Source organism: Streptomyces graminilatus (genome assembly GCF_001418565.1).
Taxonomy (GTDB): domain Bacteria; phylum Actinomycetota; class Actinomycetes; order Streptomycetales; family Streptomycetaceae; genus Streptomyces; species Streptomyces graminilatus.
Window position 1 is genome coordinate 21,743 of record NZ_LIQQ01000133.1, and the last position, 19,352, is coordinate 41,094.

16 protein-coding genes are annotated in these 19,352 nt (G+C 69.4%); all 16 read right to left on the bottom strand.

Annotation, left to right across the window (positions count from 1 at the left end):
- Positions 1-200 precede the first annotated feature (200 nt).
- Positions 201-638, bottom strand: coding sequence for a Cg1360 family ATP-synthase-associated protein (locus AOK08_RS12920; protein WP_055525660.1), 438 nt, complete (start codon positions 636-638; stop codon positions 201-203).
- A 310-nt stretch (positions 639-948) separates the two neighbouring features.
- Complete coding sequence (locus AOK08_RS12925; protein WP_055525661.1) at positions 949-2,313, bottom strand: MraY family glycosyltransferase; 1,365 nt, start codon at positions 2,311-2,313, stop codon at positions 949-951.
- Positions 2,314-2,439: 126 nt separating this feature from the next.
- Positions 2,440-3,699 carry a serine hydroxymethyltransferase gene (locus AOK08_RS12930; RefSeq protein ID WP_055525662.1) on the bottom strand — a complete coding sequence of 420 codons (1,260 nt, stop codon included), beginning with the start codon at positions 3,697-3,699 and terminating at the stop codon, positions 2,440-2,442.
- A gap of 205 nt (positions 3,700-3,904) precedes the next feature.
- A complete protein-coding gene (locus AOK08_RS12935; RefSeq protein ID WP_055525663.1) occupies positions 3,905-4,585 on the bottom strand; it encodes an arsenate reductase/protein-tyrosine-phosphatase family protein in 681 nt (226 codons plus the stop codon).
- Positions 4,582-5,229, bottom strand: coding sequence for an L-threonylcarbamoyladenylate synthase (locus tag AOK08_RS12940; protein ID WP_055525664.1), 648 nt, complete (start codon positions 5,227-5,229; stop codon positions 4,582-4,584). The genes AOK08_RS12935 and AOK08_RS12940 overlap by 4 nt, the downstream gene beginning before the upstream one ends.
- 53 nt (positions 5,230-5,282) lie before the next feature.
- Positions 5,283-6,122, bottom strand: coding sequence for a peptide chain release factor N(5)-glutamine methyltransferase (gene prmC, locus AOK08_RS12945; RefSeq protein WP_055525665.1), 840 nt, complete (start codon positions 6,120-6,122; stop codon positions 5,283-5,285).
- 87 nt (positions 6,123-6,209) lie between these two features.
- The gene (gene prfA, locus AOK08_RS12950) at positions 6,210-7,286 is read right to left on the bottom strand and encodes a peptide chain release factor 1 (protein ID WP_055525666.1); all 1,077 of its coding nucleotides are present in this window, start codon (positions 7,284-7,286) and stop codon (positions 6,210-6,212) included.
- A gap of 102 nt (positions 7,287-7,388) precedes the next feature.
- Complete coding sequence (rpmE, locus tag AOK08_RS12955) at positions 7,389-7,613, bottom strand: 50S ribosomal protein L31 (protein WP_055525667.1); 225 nt, start codon at positions 7,611-7,613, stop codon at positions 7,389-7,391.
- Positions 7,614-7,862: 249 nt separating this feature from the next.
- A complete protein-coding gene (locus tag AOK08_RS12960; RefSeq protein ID WP_055525668.1) occupies positions 7,863-8,969 on the bottom strand; it encodes an LCP family protein in 1,107 nt (368 codons plus the stop codon).
- Positions 8,970-9,195: 226 nt separating this feature from the next.
- The gene (locus tag AOK08_RS12965) at positions 9,196-10,995 is read right to left on the bottom strand and encodes a trypsin-like serine protease (protein WP_055525669.1); all 1,800 of its coding nucleotides are present in this window, start codon (positions 10,993-10,995) and stop codon (positions 9,196-9,198) included.
- Positions 10,996-11,144: 149 nt separating this feature from the next.
- Positions 11,145-13,250, bottom strand: a complete 2,106-nt coding sequence (rho, locus tag AOK08_RS12970; RefSeq protein ID WP_055525670.1) for a transcription termination factor Rho — start codon at positions 13,248-13,250, stop codon at positions 11,145-11,147.
- Between the two features lie 538 nt (positions 13,251-13,788).
- A complete protein-coding gene (gene thrB, locus AOK08_RS12975) occupies positions 13,789-14,718 on the bottom strand; it encodes a homoserine kinase (protein WP_055525671.1) in 930 nt (309 codons plus the stop codon).
- 287 nt (positions 14,719-15,005) lie between these two features.
- Positions 15,006-16,064 (bottom strand): threonine synthase, encoded by a 1,059-nt coding sequence (gene thrC, locus AOK08_RS12980; RefSeq protein ID WP_055525672.1) that lies wholly within the window; start codon positions 16,062-16,064, stop codon positions 15,006-15,008.
- Between the two features lie 6 nt (positions 16,065-16,070).
- On the bottom strand, positions 16,071-17,363 hold the full coding sequence (locus AOK08_RS12985; protein WP_055525673.1) for a homoserine dehydrogenase: 1,293 nt from the start codon (positions 17,361-17,363) through the stop codon (positions 16,071-16,073).
- A 149-nt stretch (positions 17,364-17,512) separates the two neighbouring features.
- Positions 17,513-18,904, bottom strand: a complete 1,392-nt coding sequence (lysA, locus tag AOK08_RS12990; RefSeq protein ID WP_055525674.1) for a diaminopimelate decarboxylase — start codon at positions 18,902-18,904, stop codon at positions 17,513-17,515.
- A gap of 50 nt (positions 18,905-18,954) precedes the next feature.
- Positions 18,955-19,352 (bottom strand): DALR anticodon-binding domain-containing protein (locus AOK08_RS12995; protein WP_277816020.1); only part of this gene is annotated, 398 nt, incomplete at its 5' end.

Sequence of the window (19,352 nt, forward strand, 5' to 3'; positions counted from 1 at the left end):
AGGTACGGCAACCTCGTTGTGTCGGCGCGGCACGCGGCCGCGGTTCGGCACTGGACTGGTGTTACGGATGTGGGGGCGGCTGTGGGGCATCAAGCCTCGCGATTGAGCAGGCGTCAGCTCAGATGCCCGCGCCCGCGATGCCGCAGTTGGCACCGGACGATAGCAGGATCTCTCACACGCGCTTATCCCGGCCCTACCTCTCACGACGAGTGCCCCGTCTTTTCGGGCTTGTCGCCCGTCGTGGAGTCGGGTTCAACGTAGAGGATCTTCGACTTCATGTGGGCACGCGCCTGCGCGGCGATCCAGGCGAGCGTGCCTGCGACCAACGTGAGCGCGAAAGCCCTGGGGTTGAACAGCGTCGTGTTCTTGAACGCCGCGAGAAAGATGAACAGCAGAAGAATTTGCGCCGCGTACAGCATCAGGCCCATTGCCTGGAACAGATGCGGAAGCGTTTTGGCGGTGCGCTGCAGAACGTAAAGCCCGATCCCCATGAAGAGAATCACGACCACTGTCGCGACGACGGCCCCGATCGCCCCTTCGGCACCAGCGACCACAGCGCTGACGAGGGCGGCAAGCGCGCCGACGACGGCTGTGGGCACAGCGGCCTGAAGCAGGATCCGGACGTCATTGGACGGCATGGCGGCAACTCCGCTTTCGCAGGGGGGAGTGGGGTGTCGTCATGGACGAGCGTAGTCCCGGTTCGAGCGGTGAAACTCACGCCAACCGACCGTCGCACTACGGTCCTTCGGCTCCATCCGGGGTTCTCGTGAACCGTATCACAAACTATTTGATGAGGTCTTTACCTCGAAGGTGTGCTCGCTGTCACACATGAGAGTGAACCTGCACTTCTGTGCAAGATCAGCGCCCACTTGTCTGATATTGGGGTGCTTCGCCCCCTCCCCGCTCTCTCTATTTCAAGCAAAGCGTTAGTCAGATTCTTACCTTGCGTCAGCGCGACGACCCGGCCTTACGCCGGTCCAGAAGCCGCGAACGGGGACTGATCGCCGTCGCCCCGTTGACTCCCGAGACACCGGCCCGCACCGGCGCGCGGTGCTCCGGGGTGCCCTCGGGGGTGCCCTCCTCGGTGGCCATGGCCGGCGCCGACGCGGTGGGCGCCGTCGCCCCCGCCTCCGCCGCCGAAACCCGGCCGCGGCGGTAGCGCGGCGGCACGAACCGCTCGGCCCAGCGCGGGGTGCGCGGTGTGAAGCGCGGCAGCAGCAGGAGTACGAGCCCGATCGCGCTCAGCGCCACCACGCTCAGGACGATCCACATGGACGCGTTGTTGACCGAGTAGGACAGAGCGCCGAAGGCGATCAGCGCCGACCAGAAGTACATGATCAGGACGGCCCTGCTGTGCGAGTGCCCGACCTCCAGCAGCCGGTGGTGCAGATGCCCCCGGTCCGCCGCGAACGGCGACTGTCCGCGCCAGGTGCGCCGCACGATGGCCAGCACCAGGTCGGCGGCCGGGATCGCGATGATGGTGAGCGGCATCAGCAGCGGGATGTAGACCGGCACCATCTGGTGCACGGTGGCGCGCTCGGACCCGGAGAACAGGTTCATCGCGTCGGGGTCGATCTGCCCGGTGATGGAGATCGCGCCGGCCGCCAGCACCAGCCCGATGAGCATCGACCCGGAGTCGCCCATGAAGATCCGCGCGGGATGCATGTTGTGCGGCAGGAAGCCGAGGCACATGCCCATCAGGATCACCGAGAACAGGGTGGCCGGGGCGGCGGCCTCGATGCCGTACGAGACCCAGACGCGGTAGGCGTAGAGGAAGAACGCCGCCGACGCGATGCACACCATGCCGGCCGCGAGGCCGTCCAGACCGTCGACGAAGTTCACCGCGTTGATGGTGATGACGACCAGCGCCACCGTCAGCAGGGTGCCCTGCCACTGCGTCAGCGCGACATTGCCCACGGACGGGATCGGCAGCCACAGGATGGTCAGCCCCTGCATGACCATGACGCCGGCGGCGATCATCTGGCCGCCCAGCTTGATCAGGGCGTCGATCTCGAACTTGTCGTCCAGGACGCCGATCAGCCAGATGAGCGCGGCACCGGAGAGCAGCGCCCGCGGCTCGTTCGAGTTCTTGAAGACCTCGTGCAGGTTGGTGAGGTGGTCGGCGACCAGGAGTCCGGCGCACAGGCCGAAGAACATCGCGATCCCGCCGAGCCGCGGAGTGGGTTCCCGGTGCACGTCACGGGCCCGGATCTCCGGCATCGCTCCGGCCACGATCGCGAACTTCCGTACCGGCCCGGTCAGCAGATACGTCACCGCGGCCGTGATGCAGAGCGTCAGCAGGTATTCACGCACAGGCTTCCCCACAGGTCTCGCTGGCCATCCAGGCCCCACACCCTAGCGAGGGACGCATAGGGATAGGGACTTCCGGGTAGTGACGATGGTTGCACGTGCGCCTGTGCGCGAGTTGACGACTACCCCTCATCGGCCGGGATACGGCGGAAATCTACCGGCCAGCTCCCGCACTTCTTCACGTGCCCCAGCACTCCCGACAGCCCCACGCAGCACACCCGCCAGCAGCACCGCGATACGCGCCATCTCGGGCTCGCCCATCCCCTGCGTGGTCGGCGCCGCCGTCCCGAGCCGCAGCCCGCGCGCCTCCCCGTGGGGCAGCGGACAGCAGTCCAGGACCACTCCGGCGGCTGAAAACAGCCCCCGTGCGGTACGTCCGTCCACTCCGAGCGGTGCCGGATCGGCCGTGATCAGGTGGGTGTCGGTGCCGCCCGTGGTGACGGCGAACCCCTCCGCGGCCAGCCCCGCCGCCAGCACCCGCGCGTTGGCGACCACCTGATGGGCGTACGCCGTGAAGGCCGGGGTCGCCGCCTCGCCGAACGCGACCGCCTTGGCGGCGATGGTGTGCATCTGGGCACCCCCCTGAGTGAACGGGAAAACCGCCCGGTCGACCCGTTCCGCCAGCTCCGCGCCGCACAGCAGCATCCCGCCGCGCGGTCCGCGCAGCACCTTGTGGGTGGTCGCGCAGACGACGTCGGCGTACGGCACGGGACTGGGCGCCGCTCCCCCGGCGACGAGCCCGATGGGGTGAGCCGCGTCCGCGATGAGGTAGGCGCCCGTCTCGTCGGCGATCTCGCGGAAGAGGGCGTAGTCGATGTGCCGGGGGTACGCGATCGACCCGCAGACGATGGCCTTCGGGCGGTGCGTACGGGCCAGGGCGCGCACCTGCTCGTAGTCGATGAGGCCGCTCTCCGCGTCCACCCCGTAGGGGACGAACTCGAACCAGCGCCCGGAGAAGTTGGCGGACGACCCGTGGGTGAGATGGCCGCCGTGGGCCAGGCCGAGGGCGAGGACGGTGTCACCGGGGCGCAGCAGGGCGGCGTAGGCGGCCAGTACGGCCGAAGACCCGGAGTGGGACTGGACGTTGGCGTGTTCGGCGCCGAAGAGCGCCCTGGCCCGTTCGACGGCGAGACGCTCGGCGACGTCGACGATCTCGCAGCCGCCGTGGTACCGGGCGCCGGGATATCCCTCGGCGTACTTGTTGGCGAGCGGCGAGCCGAGCGCGGCCAGCACGGCGGGAGAGGTGAAGTTCTCGGCGGCGATGAGCTGAAGCGTGGTCGCCTGCCGCTGGGCTTCCCCGAGCAGCACCTCGGCAAGCTCGGGGTCCTGCCGGCGCAGCATGTCAACACCGTCGGCGACGTCGCTCTCAAGGGCATGGCTGACCGACATGGCTGACTCCGGACGTCGACGATGACGTACGTCCAATGTAGGCGCCGCGCCGTGAAGGGGCGCGGGGAACCTTACGACCAACCTCGGCTGTCGCGCCCTGAAGGGGCGCGGGGCTGTGTAGATATGCGGCTCCGCCGCGTGGGCGCGACCAGCCACAACGCACCCGCAGCCGCACGACGACAGACACAGGCAGGACCGTGGGCGCTCAGGCCTTCGCGGCGACCCCGGTCAACGCCGTGACCACCGGATCCAGCGCCTGCTGTATCTCGTCCCCGATGGACCGGAAGAACGTCAAAGGGGCCCCGTACGGGTCGTACACCTCGTCCGCCTCGGCCGTGGGCGCCAGGAGCCACCCGCGTAGAGCCGCCGCGGCGCGGACCAGGGCGCGCGCCCGTTCGATCATGCCGTCGTCGAGCGGGGGCAGGGTCGCCGGGTCTATCGCCTTCACCAGGCGGGTGAACTCCTTCAGCGTGAAGGTGCGCAGTCCCGCCGAGTGCCCCATGGAGACGACCTGCGCGCGGTGGTCACGCGTGGCCGTCAGCACCAGGTCGGCGCGGATCACGTGCTCGTCGAGCAGCTCGCGGCCCGTGAAGCCGGAGGGGTCGGCGCCGAACTCGGCGAGGACCGCCTCCGCGTTGGCCTCCATGGGTGCGCCCTCGTGGCCCCACGTACCGGCGCTCTCCACGATGAGGCCGCCCCACAGCGGGTCGCCGAGCCGGTCCGCGAGGGCATGCCGGGTCAGCCGCTCGGTGATCGGTGAGCGGCAGACGTTGCCGGTGCTGACATAGAGGATGCGAAAGGCGTCCCGCGAGGCCCCGTTCCAGTGCTGAGCCCCCGTGACCCCCGTACGCGTGCCTATGCCACGCCCCGCGTCAGGGGCTGTCAATTCGCCACCTCGAGGTCGGGGACCACCTTGCGCAGCTCATCGGCCGACAGCGCGCCCGCGCGCAGCAGGACCGGCACCTTGCCCGTGACGTCGACGATCGACGACGGGACGATTCCGGGCGTGGGGCCGCCGTCCAGGTAGACGGAGACGGAGTCGCCGAGCATCTCCTGGGCGGCGTCACAGTTCTCCGGCGCCGGGTGGCCGGTCAGGTTGGCGGAGGAGACCGCCATGGGGCCGACCTCGGTCAGCAGCTCGATGGCGACCGGGTGCAGCGGCATGCGTACGGCGACCGTGCCACGGGTGTCCCCCAGGTCCCACTGGAGGGACGGCTGGTGCTTGGCGACGAGCGTGAGGGCGCCCGGCCAGAAGGCGTCGACGAGTTCCCAGGCCATCTCGGAGAAGTCCGTGACGAGGCCGTGCAGGGTGTTCGGGGAACCGATCAGGACGGGCGTGGGCATGCCACGGCCACGGCCCTTGGCCTCCAGCAGGTCGTTGACGGCCTCGGCGGAGAACGCGTCGGCGCCGATGCCGTAGACCGTGTCGGTCGGGAGGACCACCAGCTCGCCGCGGCGGACGGCGGACGCGGCCTCGCGCAGACCGGTCGTGCGGTCGGTGGCGTCGTTGGTGTCGTATCGCCGAGCCATTTAGCGGGCCTCCTCGTACACGTACTGCTGGGGGTAGGAAGTGCGGGTGACGTTCACGGTGTGGCCCGGCGGGCGGTCGCGAAGCGCGGGCGGTTGTTGAGGTCCGGGTGGTCGGCCGCGTCGGCCCAGCCCCGCTCCTCGGTGAAGATCCACGGCACCTGGCCGCCCTGGGTGTCCGCGTGTTCGACGACGACGACGCCGCCGGGACGCAGCAACCGGTGCGCGGTGCGTTCCAGGCCCCGGATGAGGTCGAGGCCGTCCTCGCCGGAGAACAGGGCGAGTTCGGGGTCGTGGTCCCGGGCCTCCGGGGCGACGTACTCCCACTCGGTGAGCGGGATGTACGGCGGGTTGGAGATGACCAGGTCGACCTGGCCGTCGAGATCCCGGAAGGCGTCGAGGGCGTTGCCCTGCCGCAGGTCGACCCTGGACCCCTCCATGTTCTTGCGGGTCCACGCCAGGGCGTCCTCGGACAGCTCCACGGCGTGCACCCTGGAGCGCGGGACCTCCTGGGCGAGCGCGAGCGCGATGGCGCCGGAGCCGGTGCACAGGTCGACGATCAGCGGCTCGACGACGTCCATCGCGCGCACGGCGTCTATGGCCCAGCCGACGACCGACTCGGTCTCCGGGCGCGGTACGAACACGCCCGGCCCGACCTGGAGTTCCAGGTACCGGAAGAAGGCGCGCCCGGTGATGTGCTGGAGCGGCTCGCGGGCCTCGCGGCGGGCGATGACCTCCCAGTAGCGGGCGTCGAAGTCCACGTCCTTGACGGTGTGCAGCGTGCCCCGCTTCACACCGTGCACGAACGCGGCGAGCTCCTCCGCGTCGTTGCGCGGCGAGGGCACGCCCGCGGCGGCCAGCCGCTGGGTGGCCTGGGCCACCTCCGCGAGCAGCAAGCTGCGGGGGCTCGGGGGCCGTCCCCCAATGTTCTGCTGCACGCTGGTCCTCCGGTACTCGTCACTCGTACGGGGCTCGTACGAGGCTTACGCCGCCGCGAGCTTCGCTGCGGAGTCCGCGTCGACACAGGCCTGGATGACGGCGTCGAGGTCGCCGTCCAGCACCTGGTCGAGGTTGTACGCCTTGAAGCCGACGCGGTGGTCCGAGAGGCGATTCTCCGGGAAGTTGTACGTACGGATCTTCTCGGAGCGGTCGACGGTGCGGACCTGGCTGCGGCGGGCGTCGGCGGCTTCCTGCTCCGCTGCCTCCACTGCTGCCGCGAGGAGCCTGGAGCGCAGGATACGCATCGCCTGCTCCTTGTTCTGGAGCTGGCTCTTCTCGTTCTGGCAGGAGGCGACGACTCCGGTGGGCACGTGCGTGATGCGCACCGCCGAGTCGGTCGTGTTGACGGACTGGCCGCCGGGACCGGAGGAGCGGTACACGTCGATGCGGAGGTCGTTCGGATTGATCTCGACGTCGACCTCTTCCGCTTCCGGGGTCACGAGGACGCCGGCGGCGGAGGTGTGGATACGGCCCTGGGACTCGGTCGCGGGCACCCGCTGCACGCGGTGCACCCCGCCCTCGTACTTCAGGCGGGCCCAGACGCCCTGGCCGGGCTCGGTGGCACCCTGGCCGCCCTTGGTCTTCACGGCGACCTGGACGTCCTTGTAGCCGCCCAGCTCGGACTCGGTGGCGTCGATGATCTCGGTCTTCCAGCCGACGCGCTCGGCGTACCGGAGATACATCCGAAGGAGGTCCCCGGCGAACAGGGCGGACTCGTCGCCGCCGGCGCCGGCCTTGACCTCCAGGATGACGTCCTTGTCGTCGTTGGGGTCACGCGGAACGAGCAGCAGGCGCAGCTTGTCGGTCAGCTCCTCGCGCAGCTTCTCCAGTTCCTTGACCTCGGCGGCGAAGTCGGGGTCGTCGGCGGCGAACTCCTTCGCCGTGCCGATGTCGTCCCCGGTCTGCTTCCAGGAGCGGTACGTCCCGACGATCGGGGTCAGCTCGGCGTAGCGCTTGTTGAGCTTGCGCGCGTTGGCCTGGTCGGCGTGGACCGACGGGTCGGCGAGCTTCTTCTCCAGGTCGGCGTGCTCGGTGAGCAGATCCTCGACGGCCTCGAACATGGGGGCTCCTGAAAACGTGTGGTGCGTGGGGAAGGCGGGCGACCAAAAACGCCGGTCCAGGTACGCCCCGGAGGGCGACCGTGGACCGGCGCTGGTACCTCGCTACTTCTTGGAGCCGGCAGCGGCCTTGCCGAAGCGGGCCTCGAAGCGGGCCACGCGGCCACCGGTGTCGAGGATCTTCTGCTTGCCCGTGTAGAACGGGTGGCACTCGGAGCAGACCTCGGCGCGGATGGTGCCGCTCGTGATCGTGCTGCGGGTGGTGAACGACGCGCCACAGGTGCAGCTGACCTGCGTCTCGACGTACTCGGGGTGGACTTCGCGCTTCAAGGGGTTCTCCTAGGTTCGGGAGGGCTCCGGGTCGCCGCCGCGGGGTGCGGGTGCGTGAACCGGGGCCGACGTACCAGTCTGCCAGGACTGGGCGCATCCCCCAAAACCGGGGGTGGGGGTTGGATATTCCCCGGGGGCGCTTCAGGGGGTGGTGAGCGGCGTTCGTGGGCGGGTGCGGGTCCGCTGTGGCTTGTCGCGCAGTTCCCCGCGCCCCTGGAAACGGGGGCTGCGCCCCCTGTTTCCAGGCCTCTAGCTCACCACGCCCGCCGCGTCGCCCTTTGCCGTGCCCCTGGTCGCCGCTGCGGGGATGGGGCGGTCGGCCTTCAGGGCCGTCCAGACCAGTTTGGACTTGGCCGTGTCCACTATCACCCTGTTGCGGTTGGCCGGGTCGTACTCGACCGGCATGGTGACCATGGTCATGTGGGACGAGCTGATGCTCTTCAGGCCCGTCGCGAAGGATGCCAGGGAGCGGACCGAGCCGAGGTCGGAGTCGGTGGTGACGGCCTTGGTGGCGGTGTCGGCCAGGTCGAAGAGCTTCTTGGGGTTGGTGAGGACCCCTACGTGCTTGATCTGGTCGACCAGGGCCTTGATGAACGCCTGCTGGAGCTGGATGCGGCCCAGGTCGGAGCCGTCGCCGACGCCGTGTCGGGTGCGGACCAGGCCGAGGGCCTGCCTGCCGTTCAGCCGGTGCGTGCCGGCCTTCAGGTTCAGGTGGCTGTCGGTGTCCCTGATGTCCTTCGTCGTGGTGATCCCGACCCCGCCCAGCTCGTCCACGAGCTTCTGGAAGCCGGTGAAGTCGACCTCGACGTAGTGGTCCATCCGGATCCCGGTGAGCGACTCGACGGTCTTCACCGCGCAGGCGGCGCCCCCCGTGGAGTACGCGGAGTTGAACATCACGCCGGACGCCGCGTCGTGCGTGACGCCCTTGGCGTCGGTGCACCGGGGGCGGTCGACGAGGGTGTCCCGGGGGATGGAGACGACACTGGCCTTCTTGTGACCCTCGTACACGTGGACGATCATCGCGGTGTCCGCGCGGGCGCTGCCGTCGTCCGCGCCGCCGCCGAGCTTCCTGTTGGCGCCGGAGCGGGTGTCGGAGCCCAGGACGAGGATGTCCTCGGAGCCGTTGTCGACATCGGTCGGGCGGTCGGTGCCCAGGGCCCGGTTGATGTCGATGCTCTTGATGTTGCCGTTGAGCTTGAAGTACACGTAGCCGAGGCCGCTGCCGCCGAGCACGACGATGGCGGCGGCGACCCAGGCGGAGACCAGCAGCGCCCTGGAGTGCTTGCCGCGGGGTTTGCGGCGGCTGCCCCGCCTCGCCGGCCAGGCCGGATCGAGCGGCTTCTTCTCGGCGGACATGTGCTTCCTTCGGTGTCGTCCGGTCGGTTACCCCCTACTTTCAGGGCGAGTCCTGATTTCCTTCGTAACCTTCGTAACCGTCGTAACCAACCAGTCAGACGGTCATTACGGAAAAAGGGTTGCACAACGCACTGTGCCCTTCGCGTGGCGCGAAGGGCACAGTGCGTGACCGTACGGGCGGGATCTTCCTCGCGAATCGCTCGGAAGACCCCGTTCACCTGCCGATTCAGCCGATGATGTCCCACTGCTTGTAGTCGGTGCCGACGGACTTCGGTGCGCCGAAGATCTCCGTCGTGCCCTTGCCAGTGCCCGGGTAGAGGTACATCGTCCCGGCGGGCGTACGGGCCATGAGGTCGGCCTTTCCGTCGCCGGTCACGTCACCGGGGGTGACCAGGGTGTTGAAGCCGCCCCAGGCGCGCACCTTGACCCGGGCCGCGAAGGCCTGGGAGCCGGTCTTGCCGTTGCCCTTGATGAGGTACCCGACCCCGGTCTTGGTGCGGGCCAGCAGGTCGGCCTTGCCGTCGCCGTTGAAGTCGCCGTGGCCGACGATCGCGTTGTACTGGTTCCAGCCCGTGGAGACCTTCGACGGCGTCCCGAAGGTGCCGTTGCCGTTGCCCGGGTAGATCCACAGGGCGCCCGCGGAGTCGACCGAGAGGACGTCGGGCCGGTAGTCGCCGGTGACGTCGCCGGGGGTGATGATCCGGGTGCGGGACTTCCAGTTGCTGAAGATCTTCTTCGTGGCCCAGCTGCCGTCGCTGCCGTCGGGCTTGGGCACGAAGTGCATCCAGTAGACGTCGCCCGAGGCGCTGTCGCGGACCACCAGGTCCTGGTAGTCGTCCCGGTTCAGGTCGGTCTGCAGGACGACGTTGACGCCGTCCCAGTTGCCCCAGCTCTTGGCCCCGCCGAAGCCGGTGCCCGTGGAGTCCTTCTCGTAGCCGATCTTCGTGGAGGCGCGGCGCAGCCACAGGTCGGCCAGGTGGTCACCGTTGAGGTTCGCGTCCTCGACCCGCGGGTACACGGCGCCGACGTACGAGGTGACCTTCGAGAAGACGCTGTAGGCGCCCTTCTCCACGCAGTTCGTGACCCCCCACGAGACGACGCCCACGATCCTGCCCGCGACCACGAGCGGGCCGCCGGAGTCGCCGTTGCAGGGCGTGGTGGTGCCGGTGTCGCTGCCGGTGGCGGGGTTGCCCGCGCAGACCATGTGGCCCTTGATGAAGCGGGTGCCGTACTTGCCGGCGCAGGTGGCGTCGGACTGGATGGGCAGCGTGGCCGTCTTCAGGGTCTGGGAGATGTCCTGGCTGGTGGAGCTGGTGCGTCCCCAGCCGTAGACCTTGGCCTGCGTGAGCGCCTTGTACGAGGTCGTGTCACCGGCCGTCGTCATGCGGATCGGCGTGGCCGTGACGGGATACGCGAGCGTCAGGACGGCGACGTCGTTGTCGAACTTCACCGAGTTGTACGACGGGTTGTTCCACTGGCGCCAGACGCCCGTGACGGTGCCGTTCGTGTGCCCGTCGACGTCCGGAAGCGTCGAGGTGCCGGTGACGACGGCGCCGTGTGCCTTCCAGTTGAAGCCCTTGACGCAGTGCGCGGCGGTGAGGATCTTCGTCGGCGCGATGACGGAGCCGCCGCAGAAGAAGCTCACGTCGTCGCTCGTCGTGCTGGTGCCCTTGGTGTCGAGGTACCAGAGCTGGGCCATGTACGGCGCCGACGTGACGCTCGTGGTCGAACCGCCGATGATCCGCGCGCTCTTGGTGCCGCTCGCGGTGCGGGCGGTGGACGCCGTCGACTTGGCGGCCAGGGTGTCGTCGGCGGTGGCCGCGCCCGCGACGCGCTTCTCCAACTCGGCGGTGCTGGGCCCACTGTGGCCCAGGTCCGCGGTGGGCCTCGGCGGCGCGGTGGCGGCGCTCGCGGACGACATCATCAGCGCGCCGGAGACAGCGGCGGCGAGGCCCACGGCGATCACGGGTACGGCGATCCGCCCACGGCGTCTGTGGCGGCCTTCACCGGACAGGGATATACCCACTCAAGTCCCCCCTAGGGATCGTCAGTTCGGGCACATCAAGAGAATTGGCCCGAAGAGCGCGATCGTACACCTGTCGCATACGCGGCAAAGGGCCACTCCCAGAACTGGGAATGGCCCTTTGCCGATGGTTCTACGACTGTTTACCGGCGTCAGTCGTTGTTGTTGCCCGGCGTCGTCTTCTGGATCTGGAGCAGGAACTCGGCGTTCGACTTCGTCTGCTTCATTTTGTCGAGGAGCAGTTCGATCGCCTGCTGCTGGTCGAGCGCGTGCAGCACCCGGCGCAGCTTCCAGACGACACCCAGCTCGTCGCCCGACAGCAGGATCTCTTCCTTGCGGGTACCGGACGCGTCGACGTCCACCGCCGGGAAGATGCGCTTGTCGGCGAGCTTCCGGTCGAGCTTGAGCTCGGCGTTGCCGGTGCCCTTGAACTCCTCGAAGATGACCTCGTCCATGCGGGACCCGGTGTCCACCAGCGCGGTGGCGAGGATGGTCAGCGAGCCGCCGTCCTCGATGTTGCGGGCCGCACCGAAGAAGCGCTTCGGCGGGTAGAGGGCGGTCGAGTCGACACCACCGGACAGGATGCGGCCGGAGGCCGGGGCGGCGAGGTTGTACGCACGGCCCAGACGCGTGATCGAGTCGAGCAGGACGACGACGTCGTGACCCAGTTCCACCAGGCGCTTGGCGCGCTCGATGGCCAGCTCGGCGACCGTGGTGTGGTCCTCGGCCGGGCGGTCGAAGGTCGAGGAGATGACCTCGCCCTTGACCGACCGCTGCATGTCGGTGACCTCTTCCGGACGCTCGTCGACCAGGACGACCATCAGGTGGCACTCGGGGTTGTTGTGCGTGATCGCGTTGGCGATCGCCTGCATGATCATGGTCTTGCCGGTCTTCGGCGGGGCCACGATCAGACCGCGCTGGCCCTTACCGATCGGCGCGACGAGGTCGATGATGCGGGTGGTGAGGATGCCCGGGTCCGTCTCCAGACGGAGGCGGTCCTGCGGGTAGAGCGGGGTCAGCTTGTTGAACTCGGGGCGCCCGCGACCGGAGTCGGGGGCCATGCCGTTGGTCGAGTCCAGACGGACCAGCGCGTTGAACTTCTCGCGGCGCTCGCCGTCCTTGGGCTGACGGACCGCACCCGTGACGTGGTCGCCCTTGCGCAGGCCGTTCTTGCGGACCTGGGCGAGGGAGACGTACACGTCGTTGGGGCCCGGCAGGTAGCCCGACGTGCGGATGAAGGCGTAGTTGTCGAGGATGTCCAGGATGCCCGCGACGGGGATCAGGACGTCGTCGTCGGCGACCTGCGGCTCGTTCGGGCCGAACTCCTCGCGCCCGCGGCGGCCACGGCGGTCGCGGTAGCGTCCGCGACGGCCACGGCGTCCGCCGTCGAAGTCGTCGTCGTCCTGGGGGCCGTTGTCGCGGGGACCGTTGTCGCGCGGTCCGGCTTCCCGCTGCTGGCGGTCCTGACGGTCCTGGCGCTCGGGACGGTCCTGACGGCCGCCGGCCTGCTGCTGACCGCCCTGACCACCCTGCTGGCCCTGCTGCGCGCCGCGCTGCTGGGTGCCGCCCTGCTGCTCGTCGCCCTTGTTGCCCCGGCGGTCGCGGTCACGGCCGCGGTCACCGCGGTCCCGGCGGTCGCGGCGGCCCTGACGGCCGTCACCGTCGGCCTCGCCGGCCGGCGCGGTCTGCGTGTCGGTCTTCGCCTCGGCGACGATCGTCTCGGGGCTGCCGGCCTCGGCGGTGGCACGACGCCTGCGGCGCTCGGCCGGGGCATCCTCTCCCCCACGCTCGGCTTCGCTCGCGCGGGAGGGGCCCCCAGCGGGCTGGCCGGGAATCTCGATCTGCTGCTGAGGCTGGGCCACTGCCTTCTCGGCGGGCGCCTCGACGACCTGTACGGCCGCCTTCTTCTCGGCGGCGGCGGGCGCGGTGTCCTCGCCCGTACGTGCCTTGGAGGTGGCGCGGCGCCTGGGCTTGGCCTCGGCGGCGTCCCCGGCGGGGGCGGCTGCGGCCTTGGGGGTCCCGCCCCCGGCCTGCGCCTCCTTGATGACCTCGATCAACTGGCTCTTGCGCATCCGCGCGGTGCCCTTGATACCGAGGCCGGATGCGACCTGCTGCAGCTCGGCCAGCACCATGCCGTCGAGGCCGGTGCCGCGGCGCCGCCGGGAGCCGGCACCCGTGGCAGGCGCGGAGGCGTCCGTGGAGGGCGCCGCAGCGGTCTCCTCGACACGTGCGCCCATCAGATCGGTGGTGTCGCTCACGAAGGGTCCTTCCCTGGAGCGGACGTCGGCCTGTCTGGCACGGCGACCGGTTTTGCTGTCCGGCTGCGGTCCTTCATGAGTGGACCGTGCCGGGGCGGTGGTCCGCCGAAGCGGCGGAAGAGATTTCTGGTGATGGCGTTTCCCAGAACCGTGACACCGAAGCACTGTGTCGGGTGGCTTGGTCACACCGGTTCCGGAGCGTGCCCTGAATGCCGCTCAGCGCCTGCACACGACAAAACGAACGCCGTATGAAACACAGAGTGGCTTGGGGGGCTCCCGGAAGAATGTCTGTCCCGGACGGGGACTCGAAGCACCTCGCCATGGTGGGGTCGGGTGCAGACTTGAGGTTAACACTACCGGATCCAACAAACATTCCCCCTCTCCAAATCCGGCAACCGTATGTAGTTGAATGTCGCAACGTTAAATATCGCGGCGCCGGATGTCGCGGCATCGACGGTCCCAGCGCCCCGCGCGCCGCCGGCCATGGAAACCTCGAAGGCCGTAAGTCCGCTGGTACACGCCCCGTTGATGTCGTCGCCTAGCTCTCTCCGGGGGCCGCGAGCGGCAGCACGCTCGCACCCCGGGCGTCGAGTCCGAGCCGGTTGGCGGCCCAGCCCTCACCCGCCAGCCGGGAGACCTTGTCGGCGGTGGCCTCGTCCGTCAGCGCCAGGACCGTGGGTCCGGCGCCGGAGATCACCGCGGGGATGCCGTCGGCCCGCAGCCGCTCCACCAGCGCGGTGCTCTCGGGCATGGCCGGGGCGCGGTAGTCCTGGTGCAGCCGGTCCTCGGTGGCCGGCAGCAGCAGTTCGGGACGCCTGGTCAGGGCCTCCACGAGCAGTGCGGCGCGGCCGGCGTTGGTCGCGGCGTCGACGTGCGGGACGGTGCGCGGCAGGAGTCCGCGCGCCGTCTCCGTCAGAACCGGCTTCCCGGGTACGAAAACCACCGGAACGACGGAACGGGCGGGTTCCATCCGGATCGCCCGGGCGGCGCCGGACTCCATCCAGGAGAGCGTGAATCCGCCGAGCAGACAGGCGGCGACGTTGTCGGGGTGGCCCTCGATCTCGGTGGCGAGTTCGAGCAGCGCCTCGTCGTCGAGACGGCTGTCGCCGCCTATGGTGACGGCCCGCGCGGCGACGATGCCGGCGCAGATGGCGGCCGAGGAGGACCCGAGTCCCCGCCCGTGCGGAATGCGGTTGGCGCACACGATCTCAAGGCCGCGCGGCTGTCCGCCGAGCAGATCGAAGGCGGTGCGCAGGGACCGTACAAGAAGGTGGTTCTCGTCGCGCGGGAGGGTTTCGCTGCCCTCGCCCGCGATGTCGATGTGCAGCCCGGAGTCGGCCACCCGGACGACCACGTCGTCGTACAACCCCAGCGACAGGCCCAGGGCGTCGAAGCCCGGACCGAGGTTGGCGCTGGTGGCGGGGACGCGCACCCGGACGGCGGCGGCTCGGAACGCTGGACCGGCCATCGCTCGATGACTCTCCTTGAGCTGCGATGTCGTCGAAGATCTTCGATACGACACTGGAGAACGACTACGGAAGGAACTGCTGGGGACCACGGGGAGACCCTCAGGCCGCCGGGGCGGCACGGCGCCGTGGCATGCGCGGAGGCATATGCGGCGGGCGGGTTCACCCCAGCTTATCGAAGGAAGGTTCTGTGGCGACATAGGGCGCACAGGAGGCGCACGATGCGTGTCGTAAGCCCCCTGTGCACCCGCTGTGGGGAGTACCCCGGTTCAGGCGATCAGTACGCGGTCTACGCGAGTCCGAGTCGCTCGGCGGCGGTCGCGGCGTCCACCGGGACGACGACGGGCTGCGGTGCGCCCTCGGTGGCCCAGCCCGGGTCCTTCAGGCCGTTTCCGGTGACCGTGCAGACGATGGTCTGGCCCGGGTCGACCTTGCCCTGCTCGGCCAGCTTCAGCAGACCGGCGACGGAAGCGGCGGACGCCGGCTCGACGAAAACGCCTTCCTGCGCGGCCAACAGCCGGTAGGCGCGCAGGATCTCACGGTCCGTCACCTCGTCGATGAGGCCGCCCGACTCGTCGCGCGCGGCCAGCGCCTGCTTCCAGGAGGCCGGGTTGCCGATGCGGATCGCGGTGGCGAGCGTCGAGGGGTCCTTGACGATCTCGCCGCGCACGATGGGGGCACTGCCGGCCGCCTGGAACCCCCACATGCGCGGGGTGCGCCGGGCGATGCCGTCGGCGGCGTACTCGGTGTAGCCCTTCCAGTACGCGGTGATGTTTCCCGCGTTGCCGACCGGCAGGACGTGGATGTCGGGCGCGTCGCCGAGCATGTCGACGATCTCGAAGGCGGCCGTCTTCTGTCCCTCGATACGCACCGGGTTGACCGAATTCACCAGCGCCACGGGGTAGTTGTCGCTCAGCGAGCGGGCGAGGGTGAGGCAGTCGTCGAAGTTGCCGTCGACCTGGAGGATCTTGGCGCCGTGGACCAGCGCCTGGCCCATCTTGCCGAGGGCGATCTTGCCCCGCGGCACGAGAACGGCCGAGACCATTCCGGCCCGCACGGCGTACGCGGCGGCGGAGGCAGACGTGTTGCCCGTTGAGGCACAGATGACCGCCTTGGCGCCTTCCTCCTTGGCCCTGGTGATGGCCATGGTCATACCGCGGTCCTTGAAGGACCCGGTCGGGTTGGCGCCCTCCACCTTGAGGTGGACCTCGCAGCCCGTGCGCTCGGAGAGCACCTGCGCGGGGACGAGGGGCGTACCGCCCTCGCGGAGCGTCACGACCGGCGTGCTGTCGGAGACGGGCAGCCGGTCCCGGTACTCCTCGATGATTCCGCGCCACTGGTGGGTCATTGCTGGTTACTCTCCTTCAACCCGCATGATGCTTGCGACACCCCGCACGGTGTCGAGCCTGCGCAACGCCTCGACGGTTCCGCCCAGGGCGGCGTCGGACGCACGATGGGTGACGACGACGAGGGAGGCCTCGCCGTCCTTGCCCGTCTGCCGAACCGTATCGATGGATACACCGTGCTCGGCGAACACGGTGGCCACCTGGGCGAGAACGCCCGGTTTGTCGGCGACGTCAAGGCTGATGTGATAGCGGGTGACAACATCGCCCATGCCCGAGACGGGCAGCGCGGCGTACGCCGACTCGCCGGGGCCGGTGGCCCCGTTCAGCCGGTTGCGGCACACCGCGACGAGGTCACCGAGCACGGCGGAGGCGGTCGGCGCGCCGCCGGCTCCGGGCCCGTAGAACATCAGCTGTCCGGAGGCGTCCGACTCGACGAACACGGCGTTGTAGGCGCCGCGCACGGAGGCGAGCGGGTGGGTCAGCGGAATCATGGCGGGGTGCACGCGCGCGGTGACGGACTGCCCGTCCCCGGCCCGCTCACAAATGGCGAGCAACTTGATCGTGCAGCCCATGTTCCTGGCGGAGGCGAAGTCGGAGGCGGTGACCTCGGTCATGCCCTCGCGGTAGACGTCGTCGAGCCGCACGCGCGTGTGGAAGGCGATTCCGGCGAGGATGGCGGCCTTGGCGGCGGCGTCGAACCCCTCGACATCGGCGGTGGGGTCGGCTTCGGCGTACCCCAGGGCGGTGGCCTCGTCGAGGGCCTCCTGATACCCGGCGCCGGTCGAGTCCATCTTGTCGAGGATGAAGTTGGTGGTGCCGTTGACGATCCCGAGAACGCGATTCACCTTGTCCCCGGCGAGGGACTCGCGCAGCGGCCGGATGAGCGGAATGGCACCGGCGACGGCGGCCTCGTAGTAGAGATCCGCGTCGTGATCCTCGGCGACGGCGTGCAGAGCGGCGCCGTCCTGGGCGAGGAGCGCCTTGTTGGCGGAGACGACGGACGCCCCGTGCTCGAAGGCGGCGGTGATGAGGGAGCGCGCGGGCTCGATACCCCCGATGACCTCGACCACGACATCAATGTCGCCGCGTTTGACGAGGGCGGTGGCGTCGGTGGTGACGAGGGCGGGATCGATGCCTTCACGCACCTTGGAGGGCCGCCGCACGGCGACCCCGGCAAGCTCGACGGGGGCGCCGATGCGTGCGGCGAGATCGTCGGCGTGCGTCGTCATGATGCGCGCCACCTCTGAGCCGACTACCCCACAGCCCAGCAGCGCCACCTTCAGCGGACGCGTACGCATCATCCGACCTCGTTTCCTCATACCGTCTAGGTTCGACAAGTCTCACTCACCGGACTGAAGTTTCTACCCATCGTCCGGATCGTGAGATGTTTATTTCGTTTTCCGGGCGGCGAAAGACAGGAGATCTTCCGCCGCCTTCTTCGATTCCGCCGTCACCCCACGTCGAGCCGGAGCAGGTCCTCCTCGGTCTCGCGCCGGACGATCACCCGCGCCTCCCCATCCCGCACCGCGACGACGGGCGGCCGGAGGGCGTGGTTGTAGTTGCTGGCCATGGACCGGCAGTACGCACCGGTCGCCGGTACGGCGATGAGGTCGCCCGGCGCCAGGTCTGCGGGCAGGAAGGCGTCCTTGACGACGATGTCCCCGCTCTCGCAGTGCTTGCCGACGACGCGGACGAGCATGGGCGCGGCCTCCGAGGTCCGCGACACAAGAGCGACGCTGTACTCGGCATCGTAGAGCGCGGTCCGAATATTATCGGACATACCACCGTCAACAGACACATACGTCCGCAGCCCGTCGAGGGGCTTGATGGTGCCGACCTCGTAGAGGGTGAAGGCGGTGGGGCCGACGATGGCCCGCCCCGGCTCGACGGAGATACGAGGGGTGCGGAGCTTCGCTCGCTCACACTCCCGGCTGACGATCTCGGTCAACGCCTTGGCGATCTCGTGGGGCTCGCGCGGGTCGTCGGCACTCGTATAGGCGATACCGAGCCCGCCGCCGAGGTCGATCTCGGGCAGCTCGACCCCGTGCTCGTCACGAACGTCCTTGAGTAGCCCGACAACACGGTGAGCGGCGACTTCGAACCCGGACATGTCGAAGATCTGCGACCCGATGTGCGAGTGAATGCCAACCAACTCAAGCCCATCGAGCTGCAAGGCCCGCCGAACGGCCTCGGCGGCCTGCCCGCCGGCAAGCGGAATCCCGAACTTCTGGTCTTCGTGGGCGGTGGCGATGAACTCATGCGTATGAGCCTCGACCCCGACGGTGATACGGATCTGCACGCGCTGTCGCTTACCGAGGGACTGCGCGATGTGAGCGACCCGCACGATCTCCTGGAAGGAGTCGAGCACGATCCGCCCGACGCCGACCCGAACAGCGGTCTCGATCTCCTCGACGGACTTGTTGTTGCCGTGGAAGGCGATGCGATCGGCGGGCATACCGGCGGAGAGGGCAGTGGTCAGCTCACCACCAGAACAGACATCAAGATTGAGCCCTTCGTCGTGCAGCCACCGCACAACGGCCCGCGAGAGGAACGCCTTGCCGGCGTAGAAGACGTCGGCGTCGGCCCCGAAGGCGGTACGCCAGGCACGGGCCCGCTCGCGGAAGTCGGTCTCGTCGAGGAGATAGGCGGGCGTCCCGAACTCCTCGGCGAGCCGGGTGACCTCGACCCCGCCGACGGTGACGACACCGTCGGCCGTACGGGTGACGGTCGACGCCCAGACCTTCCGGTCGAGGTGATTGAGGTCGGCGGGCGGCGCGGAGGGGTGCCCCTCGGGCAGCACATCGGCGTGACGGGGCCCGGCGGGGTGTGCGGAACGGCTCATGGCGGTGCGGCTTCCTCGGCGATGTCAGAGGTATGTGAGGTATGCGGGTTTCAAAGGAATTCGGGTGCGTCGATACCGAGCAGGGACAGGCCGCCGGCCAGCACCGTCCCGGCGGCTTCGGTGAGCGCGAGCCGGGCCCGGTGGGCGGCCGAGGGTTTCTCGTCGCCGAGCGGCAGCACGGTGGGGATGAAGGCGAGCGTGGCATCGGCAAGGGTGACGAGATGCCGGGCGAGCCGGTCCGGGGCGCGGTGGGTGGCGGCACCGAGGAGAACACGGGGGTGGTCGGCGAGGGCGAGATGAAGGGGGGCCGCCGCCGGTACGTCGGTGAGGTCACCGGCGTACGCGGCGAAGCCGAGATCGGCGGCGTTGCGCCCGAGGGCGCGGGTACGGGCGTAGGCGTATCGCACCCGGAAGAGGGGGTTGCTCTCCCGCTGGACCAGATGCTCGG